This window comes from Legionella stuttgartensis, assembly GCF_977063405.2.
Window position 1 is genome coordinate 21966 of sequence record NZ_CDRUHA020000061.1, and the last position, 19148, is coordinate 41113.

The following is a 19148-nucleotide window of genomic DNA, read 5'->3' on the forward strand; positions in this document are numbered from 1 at the left end:
TTACTCCAACATTCCAATGATTTCATCCATTACTCGTTCACTAGCAGCATGACAAACTTCTTTATCTCCGACGATATAATGAGTGCCGAGATCTTTTATATACGGATTGGGTTCCCCAGAAAGCATCACAGCACAAGCCTCTACTCTCCTGGGATTATACCCCTTCGAGCTTACTGCCTGTATGAGTGTGTCATGCGTTGGAGAGTCAAATGCCACTAGATAACCAAGTAGCCTCAAGTAAATTTCGCTATCTTGTTTATAAATTACTTGTTCTAGAAGGCGATTAAGAGAAGTCATGTCTACATTATCCTTCTCCATCTGAACATTTAACTCTAATTCTTGGGAATCTATATTTATTTCTGGTTGTGATATCCCAGCTTCTTCTCTATGCAAAATATCAAGCAGCTCCTCAAGTTTTATAGGGTGATAACCCAAACTTTGGAGAGCCTCTGACATAGTATTATCATTAGATAAAGAGTATCTTAACTCATATCTTCCATGCTCTGGTGTCTCTAAAACATTCTTCGCAGCCTCGTATATCCACGCATCTGGTATATCTTTCCGATTCTTTATCCCTTTAAATGGAGGTCTGCCGTGAAAATAAGCATCCCAAACCGGATCAATATGTTTTTCTAATGGTGGATAATTTTTTATACTGTTTTTTTCTAGAAACTCCTGAACAATGTTTTTACTTTTTTCGGTGAGATAAGCAATATCATCTAACTCTTCAAATATAATTGTATTCAGTAATAATTTTGAGAAATAATTTGTACCTTGATGTGAGGATATAGTGTGCCTAAACGTACGTAGATTATTTTCTAAATCCCTTATTTTTTGTGTCCGCCATTCTTCAAGACATAAGCTGGATGTACATAAAATAATTCCGCCATTCTTAGCATAATTAAATAAAGTGTTATACCCCTCATCTGTAGATTTGTATCTTTTGAAAAAACCAGTCTCTAAAAATATTATACAGTTTCCCAACAATGGCATATGTCCCTCATACTTTCTCAAAGAGTGCACTGATTAAGCGTCTATAGATAAAAATGCTATTAACCCTATATGGTAATGCATTAAATTTTAAATCACGATTATTGAGTTTTTAAAATTACTGTCCCACTAGTGCCCCATGGCTTCTTGTATATGAATATATATTTCTATTTTTCATAATCTTACCATAATTATCCATAGGATTAACTAACTGATGTTGCTATTTTTTGGGACATATTATAGTGTGTGGCAACTTATGTGTATTAATGTTTATTTATGGCTACCATTGAAGAAAGAGTCGATAAAGACGGCAAACCAAGTTACCGCGTTAAAGTCAGACTTAAGGGATTTCCTACACAGCAAGCTACATTCAGAAGAAAAACAGATGCTCGCAAGTGGGCAGCGCAAACTGAAGCAGCTATTCTTGAAGGTCGTAATTTTAAAACTACAGAAGCCAAACGTAGAACACTTGGAGAAATGATCGACCGCTACATCAAAGACATCCTACCTCTTAAGCCTAAAAATAATAAAAATACTATTTTGCATCTTAAATGGTGGAAACATGAACTTGGGCAATATTGTTTAGCAGACATATCACCGGCTTTGATTGCAGAACGAAGAGACAAACTATCTTCGGGTATCACAACAAGAAACAAACTCCGCTCTCCTTCTACTGTAGTTCGATATATGGCAGCCCTTTCCCATGCTTTTACCATTGCTGTTAAAGAATGGGGCTGGATTGAGGATTCGCCTTTACGCCGAGTTACAAAGCCCAAAGAGCCTCGCGGTAGGGTACGGTACTTATCAGATGATGAACGGAGACGCTTATTAGACGAGTGTAAAAAAAGTGACAGCCAATATTTATATACTGCTGTAGTACTCGCTCTTTCCACTGGGGCAAGAAAAATGGAAATACTAGGGTTGAAATGGCATGATATTGACCTTACTAGGCAAGTTATCACTTTGCATGAAACTAAAAATGGCGAGATACGTTCATTGCATTTACAGGGTCTCGCTTTTGAATTAATCAACCAATTATCAAAGATACGTCACCTAAAATGCGATTTAGTTTTCCCAAATCACAAATTTAAAAAACCTATCGATTTACGTACTCCTTTTGAAAATGCAGTTAAACGTGCAGGGATCGCTGATTTCCGGTGGCATGACCTGCGGCATAGCAGTGCATCCTATTTAGCAATGAACGGAGCAACCTTAGCAGAGATTGCCGAAGTTCTTGGACATAAAACCCTGCATATGGTTAAGCGTTACGCACATTTGTCTGATGCTCACACAAGTAAAGTTGTTGCAAGTATGAATGAGAAAATTTTTAGCAATACAAAGGATGGAAAATGATAATCGACAAAAAATTTATTAAAGCCATAACCGAGACTCATAAAACAGCTACAGAAATGCTTAAAATAAATACTATCAAGCCCCTCCCTGCAAACATTATTAGTGAAACAAATGCTGCCATAAATGATTTAATAGATTCAAACCTAAAGTTAAAATCATTTGGTAATTGTTGTAACAAAGGTAATCATTCGAAGGCTGACAACAAAACTCCCCCAATAACAAATAAGTCCACAAAAAAACAGAAAACCGTGCAAACTCGTGAACATGCACTTAATACACTTATAAAAGAAACGTATATTAAATCCAAAGATAAATCGCCTCGAGCAATTTGGAGTCAATTAGTAATTATTGCTCAAAATGAAGACTCAATATTACAAGAAGTAACTTCCTGGTCTGCAAAAAATCCGGTAATTAAATGGATTTCACCGGAGGGTATTGAGCAAGATCTACAACGCAATTCATTTCGAAATATCATATATAAATTAAAACGCATTAAATAAAAATACATCGCTAATTACACATCTACACAAAATGGAATTAGCTGTGTATTCCCACTGGTATACCTCTTAATACATAAGAATTCACTTATGTGTATAACGCTAATGAGAGGTATCTATGAATAATACACAACTCCCCCAGAATACTCGCTATATCCCTGTTCCCAATTGGGAAAAACACCATGAATGGCCGCGAATTGGTGGTTTGCGAAATCTTATTTTCAATAAGGATAAAAATGGTTTTGATAAAGTTATCAAGAAAGTTGGTAAACGCATACTAATTGATGAAGCAGCCTTTTTTGAATGGGTAGCAAACCAAGGGAAAGGGGTATAATCATGATTAAAAAGAATCGCCCAGTAAAACCGGGCAACCCTTCTAAAAATTGTCACGAATATAATAATTCAAAATCCAATCAACAAACAAGAATGCTTAAAGCTTTCAAAGAAAATCCAAGGAGATCTACATTTGCCTTTCATAACATGGGAATTGTAAGCCCACCCCCTCGTATAAAAGAGTTAAAAGAAAAACACAATATCGCCAAAGAGTGGACCAAGGAACCGGATCGGAATGGCATTATTCATAAAATTGCTTTGTATGTTTATCTAGGTCCTATTACTCAGGGGGATAATTAATATGTCTCGCATTCGGACAGTTAAACCAGAATTTTGGACAAGCGAGCAAATTTTATCTTGCTCGCTTAATGCCAGATTACTTTTTATTGGTATGTGGAATTTTTGTGATGATAATGGCGTACATACTGCATCCTACGTGCGTCTTAAAACAGAAGTTTTTCCAGCAGATGATTTCTCTCCTGCTGAAATAGAAAAACTCATCAATGAGCTTATTCAAAATAATCTATTATGCGAATATGAGGAGGATAATGCCCTATACTGGATGGTCACGGGCTGGAAAAAACATCAGCGTATTGATAAACCAACATCACGTTACCCCCTTCCACAATCTAAGCTCAATAAATTCGCCGATCACTCTTTGAGTACTATTAGAGGAGTAAACGAATTATTAGATAGTCCTCCGCAACTCCTCCATGAGCCCTCGACTACGGAATGGAATGGAAAGGAAAGGAGTAGAAAGGATATAAATATGTGTGAGGTCGAAACCTCACAAATTGCTGCTTCTCAAGTTAACTCGTCTATTTTTGTAGAAGAAATTTTTCAACATTGGCAAGTTACCATGGATCGTCCAAAAGCAAGGCTGGATAAGAAACGTCAAAATATAATCAAGTCAACTTTAAAATCAGGTTATACCCCTGCTGAGCTTAAACAAGCAATTGATGGCTGTGCTAAAACCCCTTACAACATGGGAAAAAATGATCGTAATCAAACCTATAACGATATCAGCTTAATTTTTCGTGATGCAGATCATATTGAGCGTTTTATTAATAATGCCAAAGAATATAGCACGTGGCATGGAGTTCAAAGCACTGATGACTTAATGGCGGGGGTAATTTGACATGATAATGGCTAAAGAAATTTCACAACAACTTGCACAACGGGCAGAGGAGATTGCTAGATATTTACTCCCGAACGGTAAGAAATCTGGGGCTGAATGGCGTGTTGGTAGCATTCATGGGGAAGTTGGAGAATCACTTAGAGTACGCCTTAAGGGGGAAAAAGCTGGTATTTGGTCAGATTTTGCAGAAGGTAGTAAAGGTGATTTACTTGATCTATGGGCATTGACGCATAATTTAACGCTAGCTAACGCAATTAAAGAAGTAACTCGTTATCTTGGTATACCGTCCCCACAAAAGTTTGAAGGTCATAAGAATTCTAGCTTTGCTAAACCTAAATTAAATAATATTGGAGAATTAGCTTTATCATCCCCTGTTATGAGCTATTTGGTTAATGAAAGAAAACTTACAGCTGAAACTCTTCGAACTTATCAAATTGGCGAACGGAATGGAGATGTTATTTTTCGCTATTGGCGTAATGAAGAACTTATATTAGTAAAATATCTTAAATTACACAGAGTGAACAATAAAAAGAAAATTTATGTTGAACCAGATTGTGAGCCTTGTTTATTTGGTTGGAACCAGATACCAACGAATGCTCGCAAGGTAATTATTTGTGAAGGGGAAATTGATGCAATGTCCCTATACCAATATGGCTTACCAGCTCTCTCAGTGCCCTTTGGAGGAGGCGGTGGAGATAAACAACGTTGGATTGAATATGAGTTTGATCGGCTAGCTATATTTGATCAGATATATCTCTGTTTAGATAATGATGATGAAGGTCACAAAGCTAAAGTTGAATTGATTGATAGATTGGGGCGTCATCGTTGCCACATTGTTACATTACCATATAAAGATGCAAATGAATGCCTACAATCTAATGTTTCTAGAGAAGTTATTCATCAATGTTTTGATGAAGCAAAAACTCTTGATCCAGAAGAGCTAAAATCAGCTCGTGAGTTTGTTAATCAAGTAATTGGTGAATTTTACCCATCTCCTGGCGTTCATATTGGATATAATGCTCCTTGGGAAAAAACAAACGATATAATTATGTTCCGTCCTGGTGAGTTTTCAGTTTGGACAGGAATTAATGGGCATGGAAAAAGCCAATTATTAGGCCAAGTCATCCTTCATATGATGAAACAAGGAGCTCGTGTTTGCATTGCAAGTTTAGAAATGAAGCCCAAACGTCTATTGATGCGCCTCACCCGACAAGCAAGTGCTCTAGCTGAACCATCCATTGAATATATTCATGCTATTCATGATTGGCTTGGAGACAAACTATGGCTATTTGATCTAGTCGGTACAGCAAAATCAAAGCGGTTATTAGAAGTTTTTCAATATGCTCGTCAACGCTATGGTATAGATGTTTTTGTTATTGATTCACTGATGAAATTAGACATTGCTGAGGACGATTATAACTTACAAAAAACTATTACGGATCAGCTCTGTGATTTTAAAAATCAACACAATTGTCAGATTCATCTAGTTGTACATCCGAGGAAAACAGAGGACGAATCAAAAATTCCGGGCAAATTAGATATAAAAGGTACAGGAGCAATTGCAGACTTGGCTGATAATTGTTTTAGTATTTGGAGAAACAAGAGTAAGGAAGATCTAATTAAAATGAGGTCAAATGGTGCGAAATTAAATGAATCCCAACTAAAAACTATTAATTCCTCGGATTGTAGATTGTATTGCAATAAACAACGTAATGGTGATTGGGAAGGTGCTTTAGGTTTTTGGTTCCATCCTCCATCTCTACAATACTTATCTCAACCAGATTGTAAACCAAAGAGAATTGTTGAGTATTCTGAATTATAACCTATTTTAGCATAATGTATTTTTTGATAATCAACCTGATCTGTTCATTTAACATATTATGCTATACTTGCTGCTATATACAAGGAGAATAAATGAACACAGCCTTTCAAGTTGCTGACTATTTTCTACATAAAGCTTCACAAGAAGAAGATGGCAGCGAATTAATCTCAAACCTTAAATTACAAAAATTAATTTATTATGCACAAGGCTTCCACCTGGCTATGTATGGTAAGCCTTTATTTGCGGAGGTAATTGAAGCATGGACTCATGGTCCTGTTTGCCCTGTACTTTACCATGCAAAAAAACAACATAAAAATGAAGCTGTGGCTCCTAATCCCGATTTTGATGCATCTGTTTTCAATAAGGAACAACAAGATCTCCTTAATGAAATATATGAAGTTTATGGTCAATTCTCAGCATGGAAACTCAGGAATTTAACTCATACAGAATCCCCTTGGCTTGATAATATTGATTCAGAAAGTAATAAAGTTATTTCACATGACGACTTAAAAGACTATTTTAAAAACCAATTGAATTAATCATGGCGAAAAGTAGCTTAAAATCCCCTCCTATCCAACAAGGAAAAAATTTTTCTGTAAAAACAGATAATTCTTCAACTAATCCGTATAAGCCATTATTTTCATTAGAACATTTACAGCCAAATTATTGTATTTCTGATTGCACTAAGGAACAAAAAGCTGCACTTGCAGATGCACTTAGGAAACGAGGAAAAATGACTTGGAATGAGATTATTCAGGCTCATAAACATGGATTAGGCACTGAAAAAATTGCTCAACATGCCATCAAAGCGCCCATGCCTAAAGATATAACTCCTGATACAAACCTTATTGCTTTACGGTTTGATGGAAAAGCGGCTATGGTTGGCCGCAGAGACGGAAGAGTCTTTATCGTATATTGGATAGATCATAACTTTACTTTGTACGACCATTAAAGCCTTCACTTTCATGAGAAATAGAACTTCCTAAGCAGGATTTTCAAGTTCATTTAATGGGGGGATAAGCTCCCCTACATTTACATTCAATGCAAATGCAATTTGGATTAAATTTTGAATAGAAATATTTTGCTCACCTCGCTCCACTCTACCCATATATGTACGCCCCATAGATGAAGCATCAGCAATACTCTCTTGCGAGAAGCCTTTAGCTTTTCTTAATTCTCTGATTCTGTCCCCTATTTTTATGAGGTTTTGATGTTTTTCTTTCATTTAATGAGTTAAGACGATCACACCCTATAAGTTCCACACCCAATAAGTGGCATTAATCTGTGTTACCCGATATAATTCCAGTCCCAGCAAGTTATGGGTATATGGAATCAAGAAGAACAAAAAGGAGAGTTGAATAAAATAACATTAAGCGGAGTTGTATCATGAGAACTTCAAACGAAATTCTTCTATCTAAGGCTGAAATCTATATTTTGCTCAGCATAATGACCAACCAATCTGAATCTGGCAGAGGTGTACTAAAAAGCACCATTTCAGACAACATAAGATCTTTAGGTGATAATGACTTTCTAAATTTTATAGATTTTAAACTCAACCTAAATATAGAGCATTTGATAGTAAAACAATTAATTGAGCGTTCGCATGATTCTATTGATCCTGCTTATGCAATTACATCTGCAGGAACAAATTGGCTATTTATAAATGAACACAGTCTTGATGAGTTACTTTCTTTGGATGGAAAAGCTAATGGCCCACATATAAATTTAATTGAAAATTGATGTTAGGGAAACATTCAATTCTTACGTCTTCGATTACTTTCCCTAATTGCTTGTCGACCAGCCTCAGTTTTAGGCCCTGTTGACAAGCCGCCATGCAGTTTACAACGTCCATTTACTGCTGTATCGCTAAAGTGATCCCAAACAGGTGGAGCCTGACATAAGGTGTTTTTTCTAGTCTTAGCATCGCATGTTCCCCTTTCAGATTTTCGAAGCTTTGGAGAATTAGCAAATAATGAAATACGAACATTAAAGTTCTTATCGAAATACACTGTAGCCATATTTTACGTCTCCCTATTTCTACAAATCCAGACCCCATGATGCGCGCGTGTGTAGTGTCACCCTTCATTTATTTGATCATAAAAAACCTAGTAATGACAGCAGTTATCAGAGGACAGTAGTGAGAATTCGTCTCATTACACGAGCGTATCTACTATATTTTATAAAAGAGATAGGGATAAAATTTATATAAAAGGAATGAATTATGCGAGGTTTACCTCTGAGACAAAGGGTAGGTATATCTTTCGGAATTTTATGGCTATTAGTTTCTATACTCGTTTCCCTATTTTTCGCAAATGTTGAAAGTGTAATGACAGGGGTCATTATATTTTTAATATTGGGCGTTTTTCCAGTGATTATAATAAGTTGCCTCTGGTGGATATCAGAAGGAGTGAACTGGACAAAGAACAAATTAATTGTAACCCTCAGTGTAATTATAACTGTAACTTTAATAGTTTTTTGCTATGCCTACATGTCGACTGATTCTTCAAAAGCTCTCTTAAATTCGAGATGGGGGATGTCTGAACAGGAAGTGAAGAATGCTAATGGTGAAGCTAACTCCCAGTGGGGAAAAGGCCTTATACCGCTGGATATAGATGGTGATAGAGGAGTAATACAACCAGCTCCAAGTTCAACTCATAATGCCGAGAAAGTTGTGGTGGTATCGCAAAATTCATTGTTTTTACCAGAATATAGCAAAAGTTTTATTGTAGGTTATTACTTTTTAGATAATAGCCTATATGGATATGACCTATCCTATTCTACAGATAGTAAAGAAGAAATTAATGCGATTTTGGAAAAGCTTAGAGATAAATATGGTAAGGGTATGGTACTTAAAAAAGCTCCTGAAGATGAGAATGAGATTGTAGCTATTGGCTGGGTACAAAAAAAAGAGCATATTTTTTTCTCTGTAAGAAGTAGAGTAGACGACGGTATACTTAAGTACTTTGTTAATATTGAAATTACTTATCTCCCTATCTATAACAAAATTTATAACCTTTGAGAGCCAATGCACTAAAATTAATCAACTATTGTGTAAATATAAGTCCTTTAAGCTATTTGCGTACTTTTTATTGTCTATAATCGTAATCAGGGAAAATGCGTAACATGGAGAGGTTATGAAAGCTAAAACGGAAATTTTAAATTCAAATGACTTTCAATATCATTTCGATCGCCACATATACTATAACAAGCAAAGCAAAAAAATCTTTAGTTCAGAAATTATCGAAGATAATACTGAAAAGTGGCTAGTTGATAAGATTCAAGAAAGAAATAACACGGGCAGTTGGCAAATATATTTTAATAATGGTTGTACTCTGGAAATGAAAAAAGAACTAATTTCTGAGCTTGATAGTTCTTCTTAAAATATCAGATTGAACCCATGGGGCACTGGTGGGGCACTCACAGATAAAAAATAACAATAATCTACAATAGACAAGAACAACCGTTTTGAGCTAACCTCTTGATTGATTTATTGTTATTTGTTGTCATTGATGGTCATTTGTTAATCACATATAACTCATAATCCGTTGGTCCTAGGTTCAAGTCCTAGTGGGCCCACCAATAAAATCAAGTAGTTACGTGTTGTTTTTATTAATTCGAATAAATCATGTAGACGCAATATAGACAAAACCAAAGGACTTTCAAAGAGAATTTTAGTCATCGCAATGGCCTCCTATTTTATTTAGCTCAAAATGAACATACTCCATGACGTCACCCTAAGAATCTTCGAATACTGTTAGCGATTTCTTGCACATGAGTTTCGAGAGCAAAGTGTCCGGTGTCAAAAAACTCCACGATTGTATTTGGATTATCACGCTTGAATCCCTCTGCACCTTGAGGTAGGAAAAACGGATCTCGTTTACCCCAAACAGCTAAAAATCGGGGCTTGTAAGTTCGAAAGTACTGTTGAAATTCAGGATAGAGAGAAACATTTGATTTGTAATCACCCAACAAATCCAACTGTATTTCATCGGCACCTTGTCGCTCCATATAATAATTGTCGAGCGAATAACCGTCTGGAGAAACTTCTGAAGCATCTTTAGTCCCATGCGTGTATTGCCAAAACGTTGTCTCTGGTGTCAAAAATGCACGTAAAGCTTCTCGGTTCGCGCTCGATGCATCTTTCCAATATGCCTCGATTGGCGTCCAACCATCACTCAATCCCTCTTCATAAGCATTCCCATTCTGAGAAATGATCGCTGTGATGCGCTCCGGATGCTTCATTGCAATCCGCAAGCCAATAGGTGCTCCATAGTCGAAAATATAAATTGCAAATTTATTAAATCTTATGACTTCTGTGAATTCATCGATCACCTTCGCGATGTTATCGAAGGTGTACCTAAATTCCGAACGTGGCAGCATTTCTGTTCTACCAAACCCGGGCAAATCTGGTGCTACGATATGGAATTGATCAGAGAGGAGTGGAATCAAGTCCCTAAACATATGGCTTGAAGTTGGAAATCCATGCAGCAGAAGCAATTTAGGTTGTCCTATGGTTCCCGCTTCTCGATAAAACAAATTCAGACTATTAACCTTTGCAGTTTTGAAGTGAATTTTGTTCATTTTATTTCCTTAAATAATAAAACCTCATTGAGGCATCATTTTTACGAATCAAATTCCATATATAACAGCGCTTATAATTCAGTAATAGGGCTTAAGATTGTCTCTACAATCACTTTAGCAAGTAGCCCGTTTGCTTGCAAACGGGTAAACCAACCTAAAATTTCTGAACAAAATAATAGATTATTTGCAGACGTATAAAAAACACATGGGACAAAAGGGATGTCACCCTCTTCAGGACTGCTTTATTTTCTTTTAGTGTAAGCTTTAACAAAATTTTTATTTTGCCTCTTCATTTTATTAGCACTTTTTAATGCTAATAAAGAGGGTATTCCACAGATTAATGGGCAGGCTTTTATTCCACAAATTTCTTTGCTGTTGGCTATCATCTTCACTATAAGTAGTCTGGCTGTTTTAATTAGCTTTATTCATCACATCCCTGAAAGTATTAATATGTCTAATGTGATTGCTTAAGTCGGAGAAGATTTAAATAGTCAAATCAGCAAAAATTATCAAAAACGGATCAGCCTTCGGGCTATAGAGCAGATATTGAGAATAAATTACGATTAATAACTAAACCAATTCCCTCTCAGGAGTTTTGTGACCTATATTTAGTAGAGAGCAACATTATGTATGTAAAGATAGGAATGCAACTTTTCATATGATCGAAATGATTATTTCTATACATAAAAACATCACTAATGATCTGCAGAGATCTATTTTAACCGCTCATGCACTATCGCTTAAAGAGGCCGCAAATGAAAGTCTTCCACTAAAAGAAGACCGTAAAAAACTTTTAAGCTTATATGAGCATCATTTTATTAAGGAAATAGGCTAGTTTATATCATCTACTTCCTGGTCATTTGTTTCAGGTACATTATTCCCCATACAACTCCTAATATAGCCGCGATAAGAGATCCCAGTAGCACTCCTAATTTTGCGGCATTTAAAAACTTCATATCATTAAAAGCTAACATGGCAATAAACATTGACATGGTAAATCCAATTCCTGCAAGAAGACCTACCAACCAAATACCGTTCCATGTCATACCATCTGGTAAATGACACCATTTTAACTTAACACAAATCAAGCTAATTCCAACGATCCCTATAGGTTTTCCACAAACTAGCCCTACAGTAATACCGGTTATAATAGATAACTCTGGAGCAGAATAAGTGCCTTCACTGAGATTTATACCCGCATTTGCTAATGCAAATAGTGGCATGACGATATATGCAATCCATGGGTGTAATGCTTGCTGAACTCGAACTACCGGAGGCAATAATTCTCTTTTAGCGACGTGAAGCTTCTGAAGTAGATGCCTTTGCCTCTGCCCTTTTTCTGACTTTATATCTCGCCCGGTAAGCTCGTGGGTAATGCGTGATAATAAATCTAAAGGACGCTCAGACATGGATTTGGAGCTTACAGGAGTCATTAGACCAAGAATTACTCCTGCTAAGGTAGGATGCACCCCACTCATAAGAATTCCAAACCAAATAAGGCTCCCTGGAATAAGATAGCTCCATGCTGAACCAATACCAATACATTGAAAACCCAACACCAATATAATACCGATTCCTGCTGTTAGAAATCCCCAATAATTGAGACCTTCCGAATAAAATAAAGCAATAATGAGTACTGCAAGAATATCGTCAATAATAGCTAAAGAGAGCAAAAATACTCGAACCTCCCCAGGAATAGAGCGGCCTAATAATGCCAGTATTCCCACTGCAAACGCAATATCAGTTGCGGTAGGAACAGCCCAGCCATTTTGCTGTATTGGTGCAAAATTAAAAGCTAGAAAGATTATTGCCGGAATGATGACCCCACCCAAGGCCGCAATAACAGGTAATATTGCTTGCTTAATTTTACTTAACGAACCCTCATGCATCTCACTACGAATTTCCATACCCACAATGAGAAAGAAAAAGGTCATCAGAATATCGTTGATCCAAAAATGAAGTGACTTAGAAAATTGAAGCTGACCTAAGCTAATAGAAAATGGGGTTTGCCATATATTTGCATAGCTATCAGCCCACGATGAATTAGCCCATATTAATGCTATTGTGGCTGAAATAAGCAAGATCACACCACTCACTGCCTCAATATGAAGGAAGTGTTCAATTGACGCAAAAGCGCGAGCAACCAAGGCTTGAGTTCGTGGCAAACTACGCTGCTTAGGATGGGGATTTATACTCATAACGGTCGACATCCTTCGTTGAAAAATATTAAAAAATATTAAATAAAATATAATAATCAAAACATATGCTATAACAAAACTGGGAGTTGAGCTGATTTAGTAATATAGCACGCTAGCTAGGTAGTCTTTAAATAATTGTGGCAAAGCAGCTTAAATGGTTAGCAACCACTGATTTAATTGATTAATAACCGCATCTATCTTTTCTGACTGACATACACCAAGCGACTGGGTTCGAGAAGTACCTAAAGCGCGTAAATGCCCAGCCCAAAGTCTGAAATAGATTCAGGCGTAACTGAACCTAAAGATGAGAGTTGACTATTATTTGAATCAAGACGATTTCTAATTGATAAACCAGTCCCGGGTAGGCCAATATTTGCAAAAAGACCTTTTTTCCCAATATTAATAGACGTCCCTCTTGGACCAAGAGATAAACTGCCACCTTTCTTACCAATATTTAACCTAACTCCGGGTAATAAAGTAATTCGTCTTCGAAAACGAAGCGCCACTATTCTCCCTCCTGATGATTCTTCCTAATATCCTGTATTGCATCACTAAAAGAAGCTGCCAATATCCCAGTAGGCATTGCAATCAGTCCGATACCTGTAATAGCAGTAATTGCACCAAATAACTTACCTAAAGGAGTTATAGGGTAAACATCACCATAACCAACAGTTGTCAATGTTGCTATTGACCACCACATCGCTCTAGGTATGCTACCAAAATGGTCAGGCTGTACTCCTCCCTCAACAATATACAATATAGAGGAAGACAGAATTAAAGCAAAAACTCCAATAGCAAAACTGATAATTAATTCAAATCGTCTTGAATAAATAGCATGCCCTATATTTTGCATAGCAACTGTATATCGTCCTAATTTTGCTATTCTTAAAACACGAAGCAATCTGGCTAATCTTAGAATAAATCCTTCAGTACCTAGGGTAGTAAGCAGAATTAATAAGACGGTTAAAAGATCTAAAATTGCTGCTGGAGTTAACATATAGACAAGACGATTTGAATATTTTGGATTTTCTATACTTACCCAGACTCGCGCTGCATATTCAATGGCAAAAATAATTGTAAAAATCCACTCCGAAGATAAGAACAACCATTCATGGCTTTGATAAATTAAACGTTCGGTTTCAACAATTGCTAATAATAGTGAGAGAATAATAATGATAATAATCGCTTTATTAAGGACGGATAACCCTGGTGATATTCTTAAAGATGGATCTAAGGACTCTGCAATTTTCCGTCTTAATGACATGCCTTCATCCTCATAGTAAATAATCCTTTTTTATTAATTATAGACATTTAAATTAGGAAAATATTACTAGTGTATCTCTAATTAGAATTGCATAACTGATGACTATGAAAAGCAAATTAAGGTAGAAAATGTTAAGATATCCGAGCCTTGATGCAAACACAACTGTAATCCGGGAGGCTGGGCATTGAACATCCCGGATTTAATTTCACTTCATGGGCTACGCTTGCTAGAGCGTGTTCTTTATTAGACTATTTTTGTCTAAGATTTAACTTTGATTTAATAAATTGCCTTAATTTATTATACCTTTCAGGAAGTTTCATTACCGGGTTTTGTATATAATTTAAATCAGTATTTTTTGAAAAAATAAAACTGTAATGTTCGTTTGAATTTTTATTGCCTGAGGAACTGAAATGCTAGGTTCGGGAATTTTCATTGAAGCCACAGTAGTTATATATTAACAAATTGCAATAATACGTTGCAATGGATAAGGAGATCATATGAAAGCAGCTATTGTACCCTCTGCGAAAGCTAAGTGGGAGATTCGTGAAGTTAAAAAGCCTGTTGTTGGTCCTAATCAAGTGCTCATTAAAATTCATGCTAGTGGCATTTGTTATACAGATGTTCATCAAACAAATGGTCATTTACCTGGCGAATTTCCTCGCACTTTAGGGCATGAACCTGTTGGCGAAATTGTTGAATTAGGAATTGGCGTCGTCAATCGAAAAGTTGGTGATCGTGTTGGGGTTCCATGGATTCAAACCACATGCGGGCGATGTGAATGGTGTTCAAGTAATCGTCCTATGTTTTGTTCTAACCAAATAGCAACGGGTATGCAACTGCCCGGAGGTCATGCTGAGTTTATGCTGGCTTATGCTGACGCCACCATGCTCGTTCCAGATAATGTCAGTTTTGAACAAGCGGCGCCTATCTTTTGTGCAGGATATACTGTCTGGTCGGGATTACGATGGTCAGATCCTAAACCTCACGAACGAATTGCTGTACTAGGCATAGGTGGTCTAGGTCATCTGGCTGTTCAATATGCTAAAGCTGCAGGTTTCGATACCATTGCAATTTCACATTCATCTGGGAAAGATAAGCTTATTAAAGAATTAGGCGCAGATGAAATAGTACGTTCTGGTGCCGAGCTTGCGAAAATGGGTGGTGCCGATATCATCCTGAGCACAACTAATTCAAACCAAGCCATGGTAGATAGCATAGCTGGATTACGTCCCGATGGGCGCTTTGTTGCAATGGGATTTGATGAAAAACCATTTCAAATTTCAATGACCGATTTAATTATGAAACGAATTCGAATTATAGGTAGTCAACAAAATGGGCGCGAATATCTTTATGAAGCTCTTGATATGGTATCAAAAGGAAAAGTGAAGGTTTATACAGAAACCTATCCATTCAAAGAAATACAACGAGCTTATGAAAAAGTTGATAAAGGGGAGGTACGATTTCGAGCAGTTATTACTTATGAATAAAAATTTTATGATTTTATTAAGAAGGGAACGGTTAGTTCCCTTCGCTGTGTAAAGCAAAAAGTAGTTTTCTTTACTTAAAACTTTAAGTCCTTTCCTGCTGATAATTTGTTGTAGGCTCTACACACCAACTTCCTAATGATAAAAAAGATTAATTTGATCCGAAACCAATTTACATTCTGCAACCGCAAGTCATGCTGAAACTGTGTGTGATTTTTCTGCTTCAAGTACGATAAAAAAACCTTCACGACCATTACTATATCCGGAAAAACCTTCGCGTAATTGCTTAGTAGGAGATAAGGATTTGTTCACGTTGTCCTTTGATACAAGTTTACCTAATCTACGATTACGCTGATCTTCTAAAGTCTCGATGATGGAGATTTTATGAATTCAATTCATTAGGAATAAATGCTCAGTTTAAATTATACTAAATTAGAAATTTTTCTCAAAACTAGAACAATGTCTCTGTGACTGCGAAACCTCACAATCAGAGTAAGCAAACCCAAACCCCTTAAAGAACAAGGAGAGTAGCATGTCAGTCAACACCATAAAACCGCTAGTAACTGCAACAGCAACTAATACAGGAGGACGCAACGGCCATTCTGAAACCACCGATCATTCGGTTAGTGCAGATTTTTCCGTTCCCAAAGAGATGGGGGGGCCTGGATTACCCAATACCACCACACCGGAACATCTTTTTGCTGCTGGTTATGCAGCTTGTTTTGGTGGCGCATTAGAATTTGTGGCGAGTCAACACAAGAAAAAAGTCAACGGTGCAACAGTAACATGTCATGTCTCTGTTGGTCCTCGTGAGGGTGGAGGGTTTGGTATTTCAGTTAGGATGAATGTTAAAGTTCCATCTCTTTCTACTAATGAAGCAAAAGAATTAGTAAAGGAAACGCACGAAAAAATCTGTCCCTACAGTCATGCCACACGTGGTAACATCGATTTTGAGTTGGAAGTCGAAGGTATGTAAAATTTTAGCAAGTGTAGGTCGGGCCGCGGGCCCGACCTACGCTCTCCTAAACCAGCTATTCCCTATTAGCCGAACCTTTTCATCATGGATGAGTTTTGAGGAGGAACATGAGTTTTTTGTTATTTTCAAAAATTTACCGCGGTAACAGTAATTTTCAGGCGTTTATAATGAATAAATATAGGGAAAATTTGAAAATCAATCAAATTTACCGCCATAACAGTAATTTATAGAGAATTAATGCAAAGAAATGCAATAATAAATTTATTTTTATCTTTTTTACTGCTATAACAGTAATATATGATTAATTTATGGTGTTCCATGTCCAAACACGAGATTGCCAATTTAGTCCATTACTACCGCAAACACAGCGGCTTATCGCAACAAGAATTAGCCCGGTTAGCGGGTGTCGGGAAGACAGTGATATACGATATTGAAAAAGGTAAAGAATCGGTGCGATTAAACACGCTGCTAAAAGTGTTCGATGTTTTAAATATCCAAATGAAATTTGAAACACCTTTTCCTCAAACAACGGATAATACATGAGAAAAGCATACGTATCAGTGAATGGTATGAACGCTGGAATATTAGAAGAATTACAAGGTGGAACCTATCGATTTACCTACTTTGATGATTATCAAGGCGCACCTGTGTCTCTCACCATGCCGTTAACCAATAAGGTCTATGATTTTGACGTGTTTCCGCCTTTTTTCGAAGGATTACTTCCTGAAGGCATTATGCTTGAAGCACTATTACGCAAATATAAAATCGATAAAAATGATTATTTTGGCCAATTGATACTAGTTGGTCAAGATGTAGTAGGCGCAGTGACGATTGAGGAACTAAGATGAAACACTGTCCTATTACTTATGAAAAGATAAGTGTTCAAGAAAACTATTCACAACGTGGATTGCATTTGCTTTCTCCTCAATTAAAAAATCTTAGCCCATTAGATTTAAGTGCTGATGAGCAGCGACAGGAAGCAATTGCTCGGGTAGGAAAGATGTCTATCCAGGGGGTTCAAAAGAAACTAAGTGCCAAATTAAAGATTAAAGAGGGATGTTTTGAAATCGTTGATCAAAAGGGTCAGTATATTTTAAAACCACAAAGTGATATTTATCCAGAATTGCCTGAAAATGAAGCCATTACTATGACCCTTGCAAAAACTATAGGCCTCGAAGTTCCGGTTCATGGTTTGGTTTATTCTAAAGACAACAGTTTGACCTACTTCATTAAACGCTTTGATCGAATAGGCCATAATAAAAAGTTAGCTTTAGAAGATTTTGCACAGCTATCAGGTGAAGATCGACATACAAAATATAAAAGCTCTATGGAAAAAGTAATTGCAGTCATTGAACAGTTTTGTACATTCCCAAAAATTGAATTCGTCAAATTATTTAAGTTGACCTTGTTTAACTTCCTGGTCGGCAATGAAGACATGCATCTAAAAAATTTTTCCCTGATTACTAAGGATAGAAAAATCTCCATATCACCAGCCTACGATTTACTTAACTCAACCATCGCTCAAAAAAATACCAAAGAAGAACTGGCTTTACCTCTAAAAGGAAAAAAAAATAATTTAACAAAGAGTGATTTTCTTAACTATTTTGCCGTGGAAAAATTAGGATTAAACCAGAACGTCATCGATGGGAGCGTACAAGAGTTCCATCAGGTAATACCAAAATGGCAAGAGCTGATTGGTTTCAGTTTTTTATCTCAACCGATGCAAGAAAAATATCTCGAATTGCTAGAGCAACGATGCAAGCGATTAAATTTGATTAACTGATATCAAATGCCAAAACAAATACCAGCTAATGAACCTATTTCTGATTCCAGAAAAAATAAACGGATTTGTATTTCCCAATCCCAGCGAAGTTCACGTATTTCGCGATTCCGACATCCGGTATTAACGGCAACCCCAGGCATCTAAACAATCCAAAGTACCGTATCAAATTTTTTAAAATTTAGACTTGAATTTTTTTCAATAACCCTTACATAAAAATTAACCAAAAACATATTTTAAGGAGACAGCATGAACACATTTAGAAGAACTATGCCCATGTACCGTGATATGGGTCAGTTGTTTGATGATTTTTTTAATCTCCAAAAGCAGGATGATTCATCCTACATTGAAACAGGCACTTGGTCGCCTTTGGTTGACATTAAAGAAGAGAATAACTGCTTCTTGGTTATTGCTGATGTCCCTGGGGTAAAAAAAGAAGACATTGATATTTCTTTAGAGAACCACGTTCTTACCCTTAAAGGTGAACGTCAATTTGAAAAAAACGAGGAACATCAAGGCTATACGCGGAGAGAAAGGACTCAAGGCAAATTTTATCGTCGCTTTAGCCTTCCTCAAACCGCGGATGATGACAAAATCACTGCACGCTACACTCATGGAGTTCTTGAAATTAAAATTCCTAAAAGAGAAGCGGCTACTGAAAAGAAAATTGAAATCAGCGTTGAAGAATAATGCACTAAGGCCTCATGATGAGGCCTCTTTATTCAGATACAA

Annotated in this window: 27 protein-coding genes and 1 pseudogene; 19 read left to right on the forward strand and 9 right to left on the reverse strand. The window is 36.6% G+C overall.

The window, feature by feature from the left end:
* Positions 1–993 carry a PIN domain-containing protein gene (locus ACWTEW_RS22475; RefSeq protein WP_454783289.1) on the reverse strand — a complete coding sequence of 331 codons (993 nt, stop codon included), beginning with the start codon at positions 991–993 and terminating at the stop codon, positions 1–3.
* A 273-nt stretch (positions 994–1266) separates the two neighbouring features.
* On the opposite strand from ACWTEW_RS22475, the gene ACWTEW_RS22480 reads away from it, so the two are divergent.
* From ACWTEW_RS22480 to ACWTEW_RS22515, 8 genes are all read left to right on the forward strand, one after another.
* Positions 1267–2343, forward strand: a complete 1077-nt coding sequence (locus ACWTEW_RS22480; protein WP_454783290.1) for a tyrosine-type recombinase/integrase — start codon at positions 1267–1269, stop codon at positions 2341–2343.
* Positions 2340–2843, forward strand: a complete 504-nt coding sequence (locus ACWTEW_RS22485) for a hypothetical protein (RefSeq protein WP_454783291.1) — start codon at positions 2340–2342, stop codon at positions 2841–2843. The genes ACWTEW_RS22480 and ACWTEW_RS22485 overlap by 4 nt, the downstream gene beginning before the upstream one ends.
* Before the next feature lie 115 nt (positions 2844–2958).
* Positions 2959–3174: a hypothetical protein gene (locus ACWTEW_RS22490; protein ID WP_058511783.1), complete on the forward strand. Its 216-nt coding sequence runs from the start codon at positions 2959–2961 to the stop codon at positions 3172–3174.
* Positions 3175–3176: 2 nt separating this feature from the next.
* The gene (locus tag ACWTEW_RS22495) at positions 3177–3473 is read left to right on the forward strand and encodes a helix-turn-helix domain-containing protein (protein ID WP_058511782.1); all 297 of its coding nucleotides are present in this window, start codon (positions 3177–3179) and stop codon (positions 3471–3473) included.
* 1 nt (position 3474) lies between these two features.
* On the forward strand, positions 3475–4311 hold the full coding sequence (locus ACWTEW_RS22500; protein ID WP_454783292.1) for a hypothetical protein: 837 nt from the start codon (positions 3475–3477) through the stop codon (positions 4309–4311).
* 7 nt (positions 4312–4318) lie between these two features.
* Positions 4319–6133 carry a bifunctional DNA primase/helicase gene (locus ACWTEW_RS22505; protein ID WP_454783293.1) on the forward strand — a complete coding sequence of 605 codons (1815 nt, stop codon included), beginning with the start codon at positions 4319–4321 and terminating at the stop codon, positions 6131–6133.
* Positions 6134–6225: 92 nt separating this feature from the next.
* Entirely contained in the window at positions 6226–6672 is a 447-nt protein-coding gene (locus tag ACWTEW_RS22510; RefSeq protein ID WP_058511779.1) for a Panacea domain-containing protein, read from the forward strand.
* Positions 6673–6674: 2 nt separating this feature from the next.
* Positions 6675–7085 (forward strand): hypothetical protein, encoded by a 411-nt coding sequence (locus ACWTEW_RS22515; RefSeq protein WP_454783294.1) that lies wholly within the window; start codon positions 6675–6677, stop codon positions 7083–7085.
* A 30-nt stretch (positions 7086–7115) separates the two neighbouring features.
* Here ACWTEW_RS22515 and ACWTEW_RS22520 read toward each other — a convergent pair whose 3' ends face one another.
* On the reverse strand, positions 7116–7358 hold the full coding sequence (locus ACWTEW_RS22520; RefSeq protein ID WP_058511778.1) for a helix-turn-helix domain-containing protein: 243 nt from the start codon (positions 7356–7358) through the stop codon (positions 7116–7118).
* A 161-nt stretch (positions 7359–7519) separates the two neighbouring features.
* On the opposite strand from ACWTEW_RS22520, the gene ACWTEW_RS22525 reads away from it, so the two are divergent.
* Positions 7520–7873 (forward strand): hypothetical protein, encoded by a 354-nt coding sequence (locus ACWTEW_RS22525; RefSeq protein WP_454783295.1) that lies wholly within the window; start codon positions 7520–7522, stop codon positions 7871–7873.
* Positions 7874–7887: 14 nt separating this feature from the next.
* On the opposite strand, the gene ACWTEW_RS22530 is transcribed toward ACWTEW_RS22525, so the two are convergent.
* Positions 7888–8151, reverse strand: a complete 264-nt coding sequence (locus ACWTEW_RS22530) for an HGGxSTG domain-containing protein (RefSeq protein WP_058461119.1) — start codon at positions 8149–8151, stop codon at positions 7888–7890.
* 203 nt (positions 8152–8354) lie between these two features.
* On the opposite strand from ACWTEW_RS22530, the gene ACWTEW_RS22535 reads away from it, so the two are divergent.
* Positions 8355–9152 carry a hypothetical protein gene (locus tag ACWTEW_RS22535; protein ID WP_454783296.1) on the forward strand — a complete coding sequence of 266 codons (798 nt, stop codon included), beginning with the start codon at positions 8355–8357 and terminating at the stop codon, positions 9150–9152.
* Between the two features lie 115 nt (positions 9153–9267).
* A complete protein-coding gene (locus tag ACWTEW_RS22540; RefSeq protein ID WP_058461117.1) occupies positions 9268–9513 on the forward strand; it encodes a hypothetical protein in 246 nt (81 codons plus the stop codon).
* 155 nt (positions 9514–9668) lie between these two features.
* Here the strand turns inward: ACWTEW_RS22540 and ACWTEW_RS22545 are convergent, their stop codons facing one another.
* Together ACWTEW_RS22545 and ACWTEW_RS22550 are read right to left on the reverse strand one after the other, a co-directional pair.
* Positions 9669–9812, reverse strand: coding sequence for a hypothetical protein (locus ACWTEW_RS22545; RefSeq protein ID WP_454783297.1), 144 nt, complete (start codon positions 9810–9812; stop codon positions 9669–9671).
* A gap of 50 nt (positions 9813–9862) precedes the next feature.
* Positions 9863–10714, reverse strand: coding sequence for an alpha/beta fold hydrolase (locus tag ACWTEW_RS22550; protein ID WP_454783298.1), 852 nt, complete (start codon positions 10712–10714; stop codon positions 9863–9865).
* Positions 10715–10996: 282 nt separating this feature from the next.
* Between ACWTEW_RS22550 and ACWTEW_RS22555 the strand changes: the two are divergent.
* Positions 10997–11185 (forward strand): annotated as a pseudogene (locus ACWTEW_RS22555) (DUF2254 family protein); the annotation flags it as partial.
* 187 nt (positions 11186–11372) lie between these two features.
* Entirely contained in the window at positions 11373–11549 is a 177-nt protein-coding gene (locus ACWTEW_RS22560) for a hypothetical protein (protein WP_483099553.1), read from the forward strand.
* A 10-nt stretch (positions 11550–11559) separates the two neighbouring features.
* On the opposite strand, the gene nhaA is transcribed toward ACWTEW_RS22560, so the two are convergent.
* From nhaA to ACWTEW_RS22575, 3 genes are all read right to left on the reverse strand, one after another.
* A complete protein-coding gene (gene nhaA / locus ACWTEW_RS22565) occupies positions 11560–12912 on the reverse strand; it encodes a Na+/H+ antiporter NhaA (RefSeq protein ID WP_454783300.1) in 1353 nt (450 codons plus the stop codon).
* A gap of 242 nt (positions 12913–13154) precedes the next feature.
* A complete protein-coding gene (locus ACWTEW_RS22570) occupies positions 13155–13418 on the reverse strand; it encodes a DUF4236 domain-containing protein (RefSeq protein WP_454783301.1) in 264 nt (87 codons plus the stop codon).
* Positions 13418–14176 (reverse strand): potassium channel family protein, encoded by a 759-nt coding sequence (locus ACWTEW_RS22575; RefSeq protein WP_454783302.1) that lies wholly within the window; start codon positions 14174–14176, stop codon positions 13418–13420. The genes ACWTEW_RS22570 and ACWTEW_RS22575 overlap by 1 nt, the downstream gene beginning before the upstream one ends.
* Positions 14177–14673: 497 nt before the next feature.
* On the opposite strand from ACWTEW_RS22575, the gene ACWTEW_RS22580 reads away from it, so the two are divergent.
* The 5 genes from ACWTEW_RS22580 (at position 14674) to ACWTEW_RS22600 (ending at position 18419) form a co-directional block, all read left to right on the forward strand.
* A complete protein-coding gene (locus ACWTEW_RS22580) occupies positions 14674–15663 on the forward strand; it encodes an alcohol dehydrogenase catalytic domain-containing protein (RefSeq protein WP_454783303.1) in 990 nt (329 codons plus the stop codon).
* Between the two features lie 529 nt (positions 15664–16192).
* Complete coding sequence (locus tag ACWTEW_RS22585) at positions 16193–16636, forward strand: organic hydroperoxide resistance protein (protein WP_454783304.1); 444 nt, start codon at positions 16193–16195, stop codon at positions 16634–16636.
* Between the two features lie 318 nt (positions 16637–16954).
* On the forward strand, positions 16955–17179 hold the full coding sequence (locus ACWTEW_RS22590) for a helix-turn-helix transcriptional regulator (RefSeq protein ID WP_454783305.1): 225 nt from the start codon (positions 16955–16957) through the stop codon (positions 17177–17179).
* Positions 17176–17484 carry a HipA N-terminal domain-containing protein gene (locus tag ACWTEW_RS22595; RefSeq protein ID WP_454783306.1) on the forward strand — a complete coding sequence of 103 codons (309 nt, stop codon included), beginning with the start codon at positions 17176–17178 and terminating at the stop codon, positions 17482–17484. Before ACWTEW_RS22590 ends, ACWTEW_RS22595 begins: the two co-directional genes overlap by 4 nt.
* Positions 17481–18419 carry a lpg2370 family Dot/Icm T4SS effector gene (locus tag ACWTEW_RS22600; protein ID WP_454783307.1) on the forward strand — a complete coding sequence of 313 codons (939 nt, stop codon included), beginning with the start codon at positions 17481–17483 and terminating at the stop codon, positions 18417–18419. Before ACWTEW_RS22595 ends, ACWTEW_RS22600 begins: the two co-directional genes overlap by 4 nt.
* A 2-nt stretch (positions 18420–18421) precedes the next feature.
* Here the strand turns inward: ACWTEW_RS22600 and ACWTEW_RS22605 are convergent, their stop codons facing one another.
* Positions 18422–18559, reverse strand: a complete 138-nt coding sequence (locus ACWTEW_RS22605; protein WP_483099554.1) for a hypothetical protein — start codon at positions 18557–18559, stop codon at positions 18422–18424.
* Between the two features lie 106 nt (positions 18560–18665).
* Between ACWTEW_RS22605 and ACWTEW_RS22610 the strand changes: the two genes are divergently transcribed.
* Positions 18666–19106, forward strand: a complete 441-nt coding sequence (locus tag ACWTEW_RS22610) for an Hsp20/alpha crystallin family protein (RefSeq protein ID WP_454783308.1) — start codon at positions 18666–18668, stop codon at positions 19104–19106.
* Positions 19107–19148 lie beyond the last annotated feature (42 nt).